The organism is Streptomyces sp. NBC_00704, assembly GCF_036226605.1.
Lineage (GTDB): Bacteria > Actinomycetota > Actinomycetes > Streptomycetales > Streptomycetaceae > Streptomyces.
In genome coordinates this window covers 2488691-2502494 of record NZ_CP109000.1, presented here as the reverse complement: position 1 = coordinate 2502494, position 13804 = coordinate 2488691, and the positions used below count along the sequence as shown (strand labels likewise).

General features: G+C 75.6%; 10 protein-coding genes. 3 read left to right on the top strand and 7 right to left on the bottom strand.

Annotated features, from left to right (window positions below):
- Positions 1–95: 95 nt before the first annotated feature.
- On the top strand, positions 96–1592 hold the full coding sequence (locus tag OG802_RS11030) for a cytochrome ubiquinol oxidase subunit I (protein ID WP_329409545.1): 1497 nt from the start codon (positions 96–98) through the stop codon (positions 1590–1592).
- Positions 1589–2632: a cytochrome d ubiquinol oxidase subunit II gene (locus tag OG802_RS11025; RefSeq protein ID WP_329409544.1), complete on the top strand. Its 1044-nt coding sequence runs from the start codon at positions 1589–1591 to the stop codon at positions 2630–2632. The genes OG802_RS11030 and OG802_RS11025 overlap by 4 nt, the downstream gene beginning before the upstream one ends.
- A gap of 123 nt (positions 2633–2755) precedes the next feature.
- Here OG802_RS11025 and OG802_RS11020 read toward each other — a convergent pair whose 3' ends face one another.
- The 7 genes from OG802_RS11020 to OG802_RS10990 all read right to left on the bottom strand — a co-directional run bounded on the left by OG802_RS11020 (position 2756) and on the right by OG802_RS10990 (position 12683).
- Complete coding sequence (locus tag OG802_RS11020) at positions 2756–3085, bottom strand: CU044_2847 family protein (RefSeq protein ID WP_329409542.1); 330 nt, start codon at positions 3083–3085, stop codon at positions 2756–2758.
- Between the two features lie 40 nt (positions 3086–3125).
- Positions 3126–4364, bottom strand: coding sequence for an ABC transporter substrate-binding protein (locus OG802_RS11015; RefSeq protein WP_329409540.1), 1239 nt, complete (start codon positions 4362–4364; stop codon positions 3126–3128).
- Positions 4361–5218: a hypothetical protein gene (locus OG802_RS11010; RefSeq protein WP_329409538.1), complete on the bottom strand. Its 858-nt coding sequence runs from the start codon at positions 5216–5218 to the stop codon at positions 4361–4363. Before OG802_RS11010 ends, OG802_RS11015 begins: the two co-directional genes overlap by 4 nt.
- Entirely contained in the window at positions 5215–6669 is a 1455-nt protein-coding gene (locus tag OG802_RS11005) for a VWA domain-containing protein (RefSeq protein ID WP_329409536.1), read from the bottom strand. Before OG802_RS11005 ends, OG802_RS11010 begins: the two co-directional genes overlap by 4 nt.
- Positions 6670–6746: 77 nt before the next feature.
- Positions 6747–8876, bottom strand: coding sequence for a tetratricopeptide repeat protein (locus tag OG802_RS11000; protein WP_329409534.1), 2130 nt, complete (start codon positions 8874–8876; stop codon positions 6747–6749).
- A complete protein-coding gene (locus tag OG802_RS10995) occupies positions 8873–11146 on the bottom strand; it encodes a trypsin-like peptidase domain-containing protein (protein WP_329409533.1) in 2274 nt (757 codons plus the stop codon). The genes OG802_RS11000 and OG802_RS10995 overlap by 4 nt, the downstream gene beginning before the upstream one ends.
- A 244-nt stretch (positions 11147–11390) precedes the next feature.
- A complete protein-coding gene (locus OG802_RS10990; RefSeq protein ID WP_329409531.1) occupies positions 11391–12683 on the bottom strand; it encodes an MFS transporter in 1293 nt (430 codons plus the stop codon).
- Positions 12684–12855: 172 nt separating this feature from the next.
- Between OG802_RS10990 and OG802_RS10985 the strand changes: the two genes are divergently transcribed.
- Complete coding sequence (locus OG802_RS10985; protein ID WP_329409529.1) at positions 12856–13800, top strand: LysR family transcriptional regulator; 945 nt, start codon at positions 12856–12858, stop codon at positions 13798–13800.
- Positions 13801–13804: the final 4 nt, after the last annotated feature.

Genomic DNA, 13804 nt, shown 5'->3' with positions numbered 1-13804 from the left:
CGCCGCTCCGGGGCCGTGTCCCGTCCGCCGGCCGGCGCCCCCGCCCCGTCCCTCCTCCGCCCCGCCGCCGCGCGGGGCAGACCATCGAGGCGCACATGCTCAGCACCGTCGCTCTGCTGGCGGACGGCACCCCGGACCGGCTCCTGCCGGCGCGGGAGCTGATGGCCTTCACCCTGGCCTCGCACATCCTGCTCGTCCCGTTCGGCGTCGCCCTGCCGTTCATCACGCTGCTCATGCACCACCGGGCGCTGCGCCGCGACGACCCCGTCGCCCTCACCCTCGCCCGGCGCTGGTCGGCGGTGATGGCCGTGCAGTTCGCCATCGGCGTCGTCACCGGCACCGTGCTGTCCTTCGAGTTCGGTCTGCTGTGGCCCGGCATGATGGGCCGCTGGGGGGACGTCTTCGGCCTCGGGTTCGGCATCGAGGCGTGGGCGTTCTTCCTGGAGGCCGTCCTGATCGCGATCTACCTCTACGGCTGGCGCCGCCTCAGGCCCTGGACCCACTTCTGGCTCGCCGTGCCGCTGCCCCTGGCCGCCCTGCTGGGGGCGTTCGGCATCATCGCGGCCAACTCGTGGATGAACACCCCGCAGGGCTTCCGGCTGGACGAACAGGGCGCGCCCGTCGACGTCGACGTGCGGCAGGCGATCTTCACGCCGATGTTCGGCCCCGAGTACTGGCACTTCGTCGTCGCGATGCTCCTCACCGCCGGATACGTCGTCGCGGGCGTGTACGCGACGGGCTGGCTGCGCGGGCGCCGCGACCGCTACCACCGGCTCGGCTTCACCGTGCCGTTCACGGTCGCCGCGGTCCTGACGCCGGTCCAGTTCGTGCTCGGCGACTCCGCCGCCCGCGCGGTCTTCCACAAGCAGCCGGTCAAGTTCGCCGCGACCGAGATCGTCTGGAAGACGGGCACCCATGTGCCCGAGTACATGTTCGGGCGGCTGAAAAGCGACGGCACGGTCTCCGGCGGCATCCGGATCCCGCAACTGGACTCGATCCTCGCCGGGTTCTCGCCGGGCACGAAGGTGACGGGGCTGACCTCGGTGCCCGCCGCCGACCGCCCCACCCCCGTGCAGGCCACCATCGCCCACTGGGCGTTCGACGTCATGGTGACCGTCGGCAGCCTGCTGATCCTCCTCGCGCTCTGGTACGCCTGGTCGTGGTGGCGGCGCCGGGACGTTCCCGCCGGTCGCTGGTTCCACCGCTGCGCCGCGCTCGCCGGGGCCGCCTGTCTGGTCACCGTCGAGTGCGGGTGGATCACCACGGAGGTCGGCCGCCAGCCCTGGATCGTCTACCGGCAGATGCGGGTCTCGGAGGCGGTGACCGGGACCCACGCCGGATCGCTGTGGGCGATGCTCGGCATCGTCGTGGTCGTGTACGCGGCCGTCTTCGGCTCCTTCCTCGCCGTCATCCTGAAGATGCGCACCCGCTGGCGCATCGCCGACCTGGGCTCGCCGGGCGGCGCCGGCCTGCCGCCGGAGGCCGACACGCCCTACGGGCCGAGAAGCGAACCCGGTCCCCCCGCCGCCGGGGCCGCGTCCGGCGGCGGGTCCGGGGACGGGTCCGGCCGGGCCTCCGGGGGCGCGTCGTGACGGCCGGTCTCGTCGCCTGGGCCATGGTCGCCGCGATCGCCGCGTACGCCTGCGCCGGCGGCACCGACTACGGCGCGGGGTTCTGGGACCTCATGGCCGGCGGCGCCGAGCGCGGCAGAGCGCCCCGGCGGCTGATCGACCGGGCCATGGCGCCCGTCTGGGAGGCCAACAACGTCTGGTTGATCTTCGTCCTGGTCGTCATGTGGACGGGCTTCCCGACGCTGTTCCAGGCCGTGTTCTCCGCGATGTGGCTGCCGCTCGCGCTGGCCGCCGTCGGCCTGGTGCTGCGCGGCGCCGGGTTCGCCCTGCGCAAGCCCGCCCACCGGCTGGCCCGGCGACGGGTCTACGGGGCGATGTTCGCCGTCTCCTCCCTGGTGACGCCGTTCTTCCTCGGGGCGGTGCTCGGCGGCGTCGCCTCCGGCCGGGTCCGCGTCGGCACGCCCGCCTCCGCGGACGCCTGGGCCAACCCGACGTCCGTCCTCACGGGGCTGCTGGCGATCGCCGCCACCGCCTTCCTCGGCGCGGTCTTCCTCTGCTCCGATGCCCGGCGGTTCGGCGCGCCCGACCTCGTCGACTACTTCCGGCTGCGGGCCGTCCTCGCCTTCGCCGCCGTCGTCGTCCTCGCGCTCGTCGCCCTGCCCGTGACCCGCGACGACGCCCGCCACGTCCGGGACGGACTGACCGGGGGACCGGGCCTGCTGCTGATCGTCGCCGCGGCGGTCTGCGGTGCGGTCACGGTCGTGCTGGTGTGGCGCCGCTCGTTCGGCTGGTCCCGGTACACGTCGGTGGCGGGCGTCGCCCTGACCGTCGGCGCCTGGGGCCTCGCGCAGCGGCCCTACGCACTGCCGACCACGCTGACGGTGGCCGAGGCGGCCGGGGCCGCCACCACCATGCGCTGGCTGATGATCGTCACGGCCGTCGCGGTCGTGCTGGTGGGACCGGCGCTGGTGCTGCTCTACCGGCTCGACACGACGGGCGAGCTGGCGGAACTCACCGACGCCGACACCGGGGCCGCCCCGGCGCCGGGCGACGACGTCTAGACGCGAGTACACGGGCGGCGACGAGGCCCGCTCGTCGGGCCCGCAGCCCTCCGGGCGAACGGTGCGCGGCGGCGGGCGGCCTGTGGCCGGGCCGGGCCGAACCGGCCGTCGGTCCGCCCGGGTTCAGCTCGGCGGCGTCGGTTCCGTGCCGCTCCAGCGCAGGGTGACGTCGAGGTGGGCGCCGACGCTCGCGCTCGTCAGGACCGCGCCGAGCTTGGCGTCCAGGACGACGCCGAAGGTGACCTCCACCTCGTCGGGCCGCCGGGTGGCGTCGCGGAACTGGCCGATCACCTCGGAGGCGGCGGAGGTGATCGGCGCGAGGGCCTCCCGCAGGCCGGTCGCCGCGCTCTCCAGGCGGGTGCCGAGGCCCACGGCGCCGGTGCCGGTGCGGGCCGCCGGGGACACGAGGACGACGCTGCCGTCGTCGAGGGTGAACTGCACGGCGTCGGGCATGGCGACTCCTGGAGGTGTCCGGAACGGGTCGGGGCGAGGTTCAGGGGGTGCCGCACAGGGGCGGCGCGGACTTCGGGCGGGCGGGGCCGAGCGCGGTCTGGACCTTGTCGAGCGCCTTCAGGAGCGGACCTTCCGCCGTGCCGTTCGCGTAGTCCAGGACCGCTCGGTAGAAGGCGGCCGAGACGTCGGGGTCCATCGCGTCGGCGGCGCTGAAGCAGAGGGTGTTCGCGGGGGTGTGGAGCATCGCGGCGATCCCGCCCTGGACGCGGTCGGTGTAGTCCGCCACCGTGACCCGCCTGTCGGCGGAGAGCGCGAAGCCGGGCTGGTTCACCCACAGCCGCTGGGCCTCGGTGCTCGCCAGGTAGGCGATGAACTCGTCGGCGCCGTCGTTGCCGGTGAACTTCCCGACGAAGTCCGCCGAGACCTGCAGTGTCCTGCCGGGCGGAGGCACGTACCGGTATCCGCCCCTCTTCACCCGGTCCGCGTCGAAGTCCATCGCGGCGAGGGTGCCGTGGCCCATGGAGCACGCCGGCATCTTCCCGGCGGCGTCCCTGAAGCCGGTCTTGGCGGCGCCTTCGAGGGCGTCGCCCATGAGGTCCCCCCACGCGGTCCACGCGCGGTGCACGGGGCCCCGGTCCCAGGGTGCGTCCCCCGACGCCCAGGCCGTGTAGGCGTCGGGGCCGTTGCGGGCGAGCAGGAGGTCCGCTATCCAGTCGGCGCCCGGCCAGCCGGAGGTCGGACCGGACTCCAGTCCCAGGCACCACGTGTCGTGGCGGGCGGGCAGATCCGCCCAGCTCCCCGGCGGGTCGGGCGTGGCGTCGACGTCGTACCAGACGAGGCTCTTGACGTCGGCCTTCAGGGGGACGGCGTACACGTCGCCGCCCTCGCCGGTCACGCCGTTCCCGCCGGTCGTGCCGAGCCCTCGGAACGGCTGCACGTAGTCGCCCGTGTCGACGTCGAGCTTTCGCAGCGCCCCCTCCTTCTGGTACTTGGCGATCGCCCCCACACTGGGCAGCACCGCCAGGTCGGGTTCCGCGTCGGCGGCCACGGCCGCGTCGAGCTGCTCGTTCAGGGCGCGGGTGACCTCGGGTTCGACCTCGATGCCGGGATGGCTCCTCTCGAAGGCCTCGACGACCGCGTAGAACGCCTGGAACTCCTTGCCGGACCAGGGGACCATGATCGTCACCTTGCTCCTGCCAGGACCGCCGCACGCGACCGCCGCCGCGAGCAGGCCGAGGGCCAGGGCGCAGCGCACGAGGGGGGCCGTCAGTCGTCTCATGGGCGCGGGAACCGGTATTCGGCGAGGCGCGGGCGGTAGGCCAGGTGGGCCAGCGCTCCGGCGGCGGCCAGCACGGGCAGGGCGATCGCCGCGTCGAGCGGGCGCAGCACGCACATCAGGACGTCGACCGTCGCGGTGGCGGACAGGGCCAGGGCGAGCGCCGGGCTGGGATACCGCCGGAAGCGCCGGGCGACGACGCGTCCGGTGGCCCAGACGAGAAGCAGCAGGACCGCCAGGGGCGTCATGAACAGCGGCCAGAGCAGACGGCGGTCGCGCCAGTCCGAGTCCCGCTGGACCTCGCGGGCGTCGCTCTCCACCTGCCGGAGGTCCAGGAGGGACTGTTCGAGGCCGCCGGTGAACCGGACGGGACGGTTCCCCGCGCGCTCCGGCCCGGCGCGCAGCGCCTCGCCGACCTTGCCGACGGCCGGGGCCCCGTCGAGAACCGCCGCGTTGGCCATCTTCACGGTCGTCGCCAACTGGCCCTGCACGAACTGGATGTGGCTCAGTCCCCGCTTCCCCGCCCCGTTGCCCTCCGTCGCCGACGTGAGATGGGAGCTGATGCGGGCGGCGGCGTTGGCGAAGTCCGCGCCGGTGCCGGTCAGCGCGATCGACACGGGGTCCCTGACCCGGGCGACGGCGTCCAGCGCCGTCCTCGCCCGTACGGCCTGCTCGTGCGCACGCGAGATGTCGTCCATGGCCCCGCGGGTGCGTTCGGAGGCGGCTATCTGGTCCCCGGCGCGGTCCTCCACCACCAGGCACAGCAGCGTCGTCACGGCCAGCACGCCCAGCACGGCCGCCCTGAGCCGGCGCAGCACCACGACCGGATGGGACGGGCGCGGCCGTCTCCCCGTCACAGGGCGTCCCTCGGCTCGCCGGCCGCGTCCGGGTCGCCGAGCCGGTGCCCGCACTCCTCGCAGAACCTGGCCCTCGGCGACGTGGACGTCGAGAGGCACCGGGGGCACGCGCGGGGCGACGGCGCGTCCTGGGGCGGCCGGTCGTGCCGCTCGGCCGGCCGTCTCACGGTCTTCGTCGAGTCCAGGCCGAGCCCGAGGATCCGGCCGCGGGCGACGTCCCGCCGCATCCGCGGCCGCCCGTCGGGGCCGTCGGCGGCGACCGCGCGCAGCGACCGCAGACGCGCGGTGTCCCCGAGGGACCGCGCGAGATCGAGCGCGAGACGCAGTTCACGGTCGGCGCGTTCGAGGTCCCCGCGCAGATGGGCGTCCGCGCAGGCGCGCATGGCCATGCCGAGTTCGCGTTCGTTCTCGACGCGGGTCAGGTCGGGGGAGCGGGCGATGCCGAAGCCGGGCGTCGAGCGGCGGCGCACCACCAGGGCGGCGCTCTCGGCGCACGGGCGGCGCGTCCCGTCGGGGTACTCGGCGTGCAGGGTGATGCGGGCGGCGCGCAGGGTCTCGTCCACGGTCAGGCTGTGGGGGTCGACGCGCAGCGATATCTGGTACTGACGGGTCTGCGGGGCCCACGCGCCGAGCGGCACGTGCGTCTCCTCCCCCCGCTGCTGACGCGCCGTCAACTCCGCTTCGACGGGACGGGTCTGCCGCACGAAGGCGAGCTGGAAACGGCTGTTGAGGCGCAAACCCAGATACACCCGGGGCACGACGACGCGCTGCGCCTCGCGCATCAGCCGGGTGAAGTCCCCGGTCAGGTCGGAGATGGTGACGACGGCCTCCGCGGAGCCGTGCAGGGCCTGCGTGACACGCAGGAGTTCGGTGTAGCGCCAGTCGTCGCCCAGGCCGCGGGCGTCGCACACGAAGTGGTCGGTGCAGGACGCGAGGACCTCGCCGAGCTGCTCGGGCGTCTCGTGCTCGTCCTTGCCGTCGGTGTACAGCACCGCGTGGCGCACCGTGGCCGGGGACTCCACCGTGGCGAACAGGCCGCGGGCCCGCTCCAGCCACCGGCCGATCGCCGTGCCGCCCTCCGGGAGCTGGCCGGCCACCCGGAGCTTGGCGTCCTCCCGGCTGCGGGCATCGACCCGGGCCAGACCGCCCGCCGCCGGGAAGACCACCTCGGCCTCGTGGTTGCCCGCGACCACGGCCAGCAGCGTTCCGTCCCGCAGCGTGTCGATGGCCGCCCACATCGCGCGCTTCGCCTCGTCCAGCTTGTGGCCCGTCATCGACAGCGAGCGGTCCATGATGAGGATCTCGGCGCTCGGCGCCCGCACGGACGGTCCGGCGGCGGAGTCCGCGGTCACGGTGATCAGGGCGTCCGCGCGCCGCTCGTCGTAGGGCAGATCCGTGGGCGCGTCCACTTCCAGGGCGAAACCGAGCCCCAACGGCGGCCTGTCCCCCACCGGCACCATCCGATCGCCTCGCCGACTGCGTCCCCTACGGTGCGTGCACGCGTTCACGACGGAACGTGCAAGGGAGCTTAGCCCGCCGGACGCCGCTCCGACACGGGAACGGCCCGTTCCGCACGCTTTCCGCGCCGCCCCCAAGTCAGCGCCGGACGCAGCCCGTTGGCCAGGTCCACCAGCGCCACGTACTCGCGCTCCGTCGGCGCGTGCGGGCCCAGCGCGCGGACCGCGTCGGACAGCTTCAGCCGGTCCCGGGTGCGCAGGAACTCCGCGTACTGGATCTCGGCCCGCAGCGCGGCCGCCGCCGCCTCGTCCACGCCGAGGCCCGGCAGGGCCGCCCGCGCCCGCGCCACGTCCTCCTCGGTCGGCGCCGGATGACCGCGTTCCGGGACGACCATGACGCGCAGCCGGACGGCCGCCACGCGCGCCTCGCGCTCGTAGCGGAACTCCCCGGCCAGCTGCTCGGCGACCGCCACCGCCCCCGCCCGCTCCCCGGCCAGCAGCAGGACGCGGGCCAGACCGAAGCCGGCCGCACCGAGCGCGGGAGTGGTGCCGAACACCATCCCGTAGTGCGACCGCGCCAGCGTCCGGTCCCCGCGCAGCTCGGCGCACAGACCGAGACCGAGGAGCGGGAGCAGCTCGCCGGGAAGGGCCCTGCGCACCTGCCCGAGCACCACGGCGGCCCGCCGCGGACAGCCGTCGGCCAGCGCGATGAGAGCGCAGTACCAGTCGGACAGCCAGTGCCAGTCGGGCAGGGCCGCCGCCCGCAGATGCGCCGCCGCCGCCCTCGCGTCCTGGCCGCGCAGGGCGAGCCGGATCTCCGCCAGCGTGCCCCCGGCCGTGGCCGTGACCGCCGGCTGGTCGGGATCGGACAGGGGAGCCGGCAGCGCGGCGGCGATGTCGCCCGGATCCGGCGAGGAGAACGGCGCGGGCATGCCCAGCAGCCCCCGCCCGTCCGGCCGCGCCGCCACCCAGTGGGCGAGGGGCCGCGCCGCGCCCAGCCCGCCGTGCAGCGAACCGGCCATCGACCCGAACAGCGCCGACGGGCGCGCCACCTGACGGCCCGTCGGCGGAGCCGCCACGACCTGCCGGATGACACCGCTGAGCTGCTCGGCGAACTGCCGGGCCGACACGAACCGCCACCACGGCCGTTCCGGGTCCGTGGCCCGGTCCAGCAGCAGGTGCAGCGAGTCGACGCCCGGCACGGAGCGGTCCGTCCAGCGCGAACGGCACACCTCGCGCAGCGTCATGCCCAGCCCGAACAGGTCGAAGCCGGGAGTGGGGCGCAGATGCTCCGGGTCGGTCTTCGGCGGCGCGTAGGCCTCCGTGTACGCCACGACCCTGCCGGTGTCCTTCGTGTGGCTGCGCACCGAGCCGAAGTCGATGAGCCGCACCCGGTCGAGCGCGCCCGCCGGGCCCTCCTCCCGGAACCGGATGATGTTCAGCGGCTTGACGTCGCAGTGCAGCAGACCCCGCGCGTGCAGGTAGTCGAGCGCCTGGAGGACGCGCACGCCGTGCGCGAGGAGGGTCTCCAGCCGGTCGCCGTCACGGGCCGAGAGCGGTTCGCCCGGCACGTACTCCAGGACGAGGTGCGGCCCCTCCGGCTCGTAGCCCAGGATGCGGACGATGCTGTCGTGCCGGAGCCCGACCAGCACGTCCCGCTCGTGCCGGGCGGTCTTGGCCACCGACCTGTGCAGCGCCTTGAGGACGACCCGGGTGGCGAGATTGCGGTCGTGGGCCAGATAGGCCGCGCCGTACGCCCCGGAGCCGAGGACGCGTTCGACCTCGTACCGTCCGGCGATGACCAGGCCGTTGGGCTGGGCGAAGTCGTAGTGCGTGCCGCACGCCGCGCAGAAACCCTCGACCCGGCCCGGCTCACCGCCCTGTCCGCGGCCGACCGGCAGCCCGCAGGGGGAGTGGGCGCAGAACCGGTGCTCCTCGGCGACGGGACCCGACGGGCTCGGCGGCACCTCCGGGGGCTGGTCGGAGCCGGCCAGGCCGAGGCCGTACCAGGGATCCGGCCGCACGTGCGCCACACCGACGCCCGCCGCGGCCCGCGCCGGCGGATCCGGCTCGGGGCGGCCCGGTCGCGGCGGCGCCGTGTCGTCCCGCGGCAGCGGCGGCCGGTCGCAGACCGGGCAGAACCCCTGGTCGTCGATCCGGCCGCGCCCGCAGTCGGGGCGGTTGCACACGGGAGCGCTCATCCCCGCCAGTCACCTTCCCCCTGGCCGTCCACCGCCGTCCGGCGGTCACCCCCCGGCTGTCCGCCGACGTCCGGCTGTCGGTCGCCGCCCGGCTGTCCGCCGAGGTTCGGCTGTCGGTCGCCCTCCGGTCGTCTGCCGTCCGGCTGTCGGTCGCCGCCCGCGTGTCCGCCGAGGTTCGGCTGTCGGTCACCGCCCGGCTGTCCGCCGAGGTTCGGCTGTCGGTCACCGCCCGGCTGTCCGCCGACGTCCGGCTGTCGGTCACCGCCCGGCTGTCCGCCGTCCGGCCGTGCGTTGCCCGGCTGTCTGCCGAGGGCTGGGCGGCTGTCGTCGTTCGGCTGTGCGTCGTCGGGCTGTTTGCCGACGGCTGGGCGTGTGCCGTCCGGCCGTCCGTAGTCCGGCTGTCTGCCGGTGTCCAGGTATCTGTCGTTATCCGTCGGCCTGCCGTCCGTCCGGCTGTCGTCGTCCGGCGGCCTGCCGTCAGGCTGTCTGCCGGCGTCCGGCCGTGCGTCGTCCGACCGTCCGCCGTCAGGCTGTCTGCCGGCGTCCCGCCGTCCGCCGGCGTCCGGTCGTCGTTCGTCCAGTCGTCGGGCGACCTCGTCGATGTAGCGTCCGACGAGGGTGCGGGCCGTGCCGAGGTCGATCGGTTCCACCTTCAGCGCGCGGAACGCCGGGGCGTGCCGGTCGGCGAGGCGCCGGTCCTCGTCGCCGAAGTAGCGCGCGGCCCGCACCCGGTGCAGCTCCAGGCGGGCGGTGAGGTCCTCGTGCGCCGAGAGCAGCCGGCGCAGGTCGCGGTCGAACCGGGCCAGGACCGCGCGGGCGGCCTCGGCCCGCTCGTGGATCACGGCGAGTTCGGGGTTGGGCTCCGTCGCCCGGGCCACGGCCAGCCGGACCCGCAGCCGGGGCGCGGCGCGGGGCGGCAGCCGGGGCGCGGCGAAGAACCGCACCCCGCGCTCCTGGTGCAGCGCGGCGGCCGCGTCCTCCTCCGCGGCGAGCTGTCCGACGACCGTGTGGACCGCCGCGGCGGTCACGGTGCGGGTGGCGTCCCCGCGCAGCGGTTCCGGGTCGAGCGACACGTCGTGGGCCAGGCCGGCCGGTGTGACGCCCTCGAAGCCGAGGACCAGGCGCACGCCGCGCGACCGGGCCCGGCGGGCCAGCTGCCCCAGCAGCTCCCCGACGAGCGCCTCCGGGTCCTGGGCCCGGTCGACGCCGGCCACCACCAGGCAGGCGGGCGGCCTGCGGCGCAGCAGTTGCCGCGCCACCTCGCGGGGGTCCCCGCCGGGGAGCCCGAACCGGCGCGTGAGATAGCCGGCGAGGTCGGCGGCCGAGCGGCCGCGCGCGTCGTAGGCCGCGTCGATGGTGCCGAGTCCGAGCACGGTGTCCCCCGGCGCGCCGGTCAGCTCGGCGTCGCTGACGGTGGCCCGCGCCGCCGGATCGGCCGTGCGCACCAGCCGGACGAGCCAGGAGTCGCCCACCGCGGTCGTGCCGCCCGTGCCGACGACGACGGTCCCGCACCAGCCGCTGTCCAGCAGCCGGGTCAGCTCCTGCGTCAGCGCGAGCCGCAGCGGGTCGCCCAGCACGTCGCCGGGCAACTCGCCGCGTGAGGGCCCCAGTTCGTCGTTGCGGTCGCCGCCGGTGAACTCCTCGATCCGCGGCAGGTACGTGAGGATCGTCTCCGTCGGCAGCATCCAGGCCGCCTTCGCGTCGCCGTGGACGTAGTCGGCCACCACGATGCCGATGACGCGCCCGTCGAACTCGCCGCCCACCGCCATCGCGCCGGCGCCCGAGTACCCGCGCTCGATCCACGGGTCGCCCTCGCGCATCCGCTTCAGCAGGCCCCACTCGCCCTGCCGGTGACCGGATCCCGCCAGCCGGGCGTCCGCCCCCATGCCGAACGGCTCGTCCTGCGGGAAGCCGTACACCTGGACCGTTCCGCCGGAGAGGGGGGCCTTCCACAGCGTGGTCCGGGTGCCGCAGCCGGCCGGCTCGTCGAGTTCGAGCAGCGCCACGTCGCCGCGCTGGGTGTCGTGGTCGTGCACCCACGTGCCCGGGGCCACCCGCGCGGTGCGGGTCCACTCCGGGCGGCACGCCACGCTGCTGACCCGCACCCCCGGCACGGCGCCGGAGCCGGGCGCGGCCCCGGCGTAGCGGACCACGTGGGCGCAGGTCAGCACGTGCCGGTCGTCGAGCAGCACGCCCGCGCCGCAGGGGTCGCCTGCCGCGTCGTCCACCCTCACGCGCCACGGACGGTCACTGTGGTGATGCAGCGCCATGGGCCCAAGGTAGGGCAACGGGCCGCAGATTGCCGGGGGTTGACGGGACGGGATCCGTTCCGGCCGCCGGGCGCCGTGCGTGGGGGAGCGGCGGAGGACGGGGCGTCGGGCGCGGGAGGAGGGCATGGGCCGGGGAGGGGGCGGGCTTGGGAGCGGCGCCCGCGCGGGGGTGGTGGACGCGGCCGTCCGGCTCGCGTGTCCGGCTCGCGTGTCGGGCTCGCGCGTCCGGCCGGGGTCCGGCGGGTCAGGTCCGGCTGGGGGCCGGCGTCCGCTCGGCGTCCTGTCGCGGGGCGGGCTCGTGCCGGGGCAGCAGGACGGGGGTGGCCAGCATGAGGACGCCGGCGACGGCGATCGCCGCGCGGGGGCCGACGGCGGCGGCGAGCAGGCCCCACAGCCCGGTCAGGGCCGCGATCGTCGCCTTGCTGGTGACCGACCACGCCGACAGGGTGCGGGCGACGCGTTCCGACGGCGTCCGGTCGAGCCGGTAGGCGGCGAACACCGGGGTGAACACGCCCGTGCAGGCGATCAGCCCGAACTCGACGACGACGACCAGGACGAGCCCGGCCGCGCCCGGCCCGATGAAGGCGAGCCACACCGACCAGCAGGCCCGCAGCGTCCCCGCGGTGCGCACGACCCGGTGCCGCCCGAAGCGGGACACGAGCGGGCGGGCCAGCCGCGAGCCGAGGATGCCGCCGAGGCACGGCAGGCCGAAGGCCAGACCGTACTGCCAGGGGGCGAACCCGAGATCGCCGAGCATGAGGACGGCCAGCAGCGGCGAGGTCGCCATGATCAGACCGCTGACCAGCACCGTGTTGAAGAACAGCGGGCGCAGGGCGGGGTGGGCCAGCACGAACCGCCACCCTTCGAGCAGCTCGCGCGGCCGGATCCGCGCGCCGGACCCGCCGGACCCGCCGGACCCGCCGGACCCGCCGGATCCCTCGGGGCGCGGCGGCCGCGGCTCGTCACCGCCGGCGGCGCGGATGCCCGCGGCCGACAGCAGATAACTGACCGCGTCGGCGAGGACGGTCGTCACCGGGCCGAACAGCCCCATCGCGGCCGTCCCGGCCGGTGGTCCGAGCAGTGTGGCGGTCCAACTGGTCGACTCGAACCGGCTGTTCGCGACGACCAGGTCCTCCGGCCGCACGAGCGCCTTCAGGAACGCGCCGCTCGCCGCGTTGAAGGCGATGTCCGCCGCCCCCACGACCACGGACACCGCCAGCAGCTGGGCGAAGGTCAGCAGACCGGCCGCGTAGGCGGCGGGGACGCTCAGCAGCGCCGCGCACCGGGTCAGGTCCATCGCGATCATCACCGGCCGCTTGCGGCGGAACTCCACCCACGGCCCGAGCGGCACCGCCACCACGGCCCCCACCGCGAGCCCCGTGGCGGCGAGCGCCGACACCTCGGCCGGCGAGGCGTGCAGCACCAGGATCGCGATCAGGCCGAACGCGTCGAACGCGAGCCGGGTGCCGAACGCGCTGACCGCGTACGCGGCCCACAGCCACCCGAACCGCCGGCCCAACGGCCTTCCGCCCACCATGTCGGCGCACCCCCTCCGCGTCCCGCCCGAACCGCCCGGCCCCGGCCCGCACCGGCCGGCCCGCGCCCGGTCCGGCCCGTGGGGGAGAGCTAAGCGAGCGGAGGGACGGCAGGTCAAACAACCGCGGCGCCCCCGGGGCACAACCACCGGTTGTGAATTAGGGTGCGTCGGCGTGGATCTCGAAGCCGTACGCACCTTCGTCGCCGTCGCGGACGCGGGCCGCTTCCAGGAGGCGGCCGCCGAGCTGGCGATCACCCAGCAGGCGGTCTCCAAGCGCGTCGCCGCGCTGGAGAAGGACCTCGCCGTGCGGCTGTTCACCCGCACGGCGCGCGGAGCCCGGCTCACCGTCGACGGGCAGGCGTTCCTGCCCCACGCCCGCGACCTCCTGCGGGCCGAGGAGCGGGCGGCCGACTCGGTGCGGCCCGGCCGCCGCGCCCTGCGCGTCGACGTGATCAACCGGCGGATCGCGCCGGCGGCCCTGCTGCGCGGCTTCCACCACGCGCATCCGGAGACGGAACTGGACGTCGTCACGCTCTTCGACGCCGACACCGCCGTCGCCGCCGTCCGGGACGGCACGATCGACGCGTCCTTCCGGGCCGTGGCCCCGTTCCCGCGACGGCTCCCCGACGACATCGCGACCGCGCGCGTCCTCGACGACCCCCTCCGCCTCCTCACCGGTCCGGCCCACGAACTCGCCGGGGCCGGGGCGGTCACCCTCGCCGCACTCGCCGGGCGGCGGATCTGGATGCCCGGCAACGCCGCCGGAACCGAGTGGACCGCCTACTACGACCGGCTCGCCGCCGAATTCGGGCTGGTCATCGACGCGACCGGTCCCAACTTCGGCTCGGACGCCCTCCTGGAGTCGATCGCCGGTTCCCCGGCGCTGGCGACCTTCGTCGGTGAGCACGACCGGCTCGTCTGGCCCGCCCACTACGACCTGCGGCGGATCGTCGTGCACGACCCGACGCCCGTGTACCCGCACTCACTGGTCTGGCGCCGCGACAACCCGCACCCCGCCCTCGCCGCCCTGCGCGCCCACCTCGACGCGACGCGCCCGGACGCCCCCGAGGACACGACCTGGACGCCCGACGAGCCGGGCCGGACGACGACGGGCTGACACT

What these genes read in the sequence shown, in the direction of transcription:
- OG802_RS11030 (WP_329409545.1), top strand. Translation starts at nt 96, where the DNA reads ATGCTCAGCACCGTCGCTCTGCTGGCGGACGGCACCCCGGACCGGCTC.
- OG802_RS11020 (WP_329409542.1), bottom strand. Translation starts at nt 3,085, where the DNA reads ATGCCCGACGCCGTGCAGTTCACCCTCGACGACGGCAGCGTCGTCCTC.
- OG802_RS11015 (WP_329409540.1), bottom strand. Translation starts at nt 4,364, where the DNA reads ATGAGACGACTGACGGCCCCCCTCGTGCGCTGCGCCCTGGCCCTCGGC.
- OG802_RS11000 (WP_329409534.1), bottom strand. Translation starts at nt 8,876, where the DNA reads ATGAGCGCTCCCGTGTGCAACCGCCCCGACTGCGGGCGCGGCCGGATC.
- OG802_RS10995 (WP_329409533.1), bottom strand. Translation starts at nt 11,146, where the DNA reads ATGGCGCTGCATCACCACAGTGACCGTCCGTGGCGCGTGAGGGTGGAC.
- OG802_RS10990 (WP_329409531.1), bottom strand. Translation starts at nt 12,683, where the DNA reads ATGGTGGGCGGAAGGCCGTTGGGCCGGCGGTTCGGGTGGCTGTGGGCC.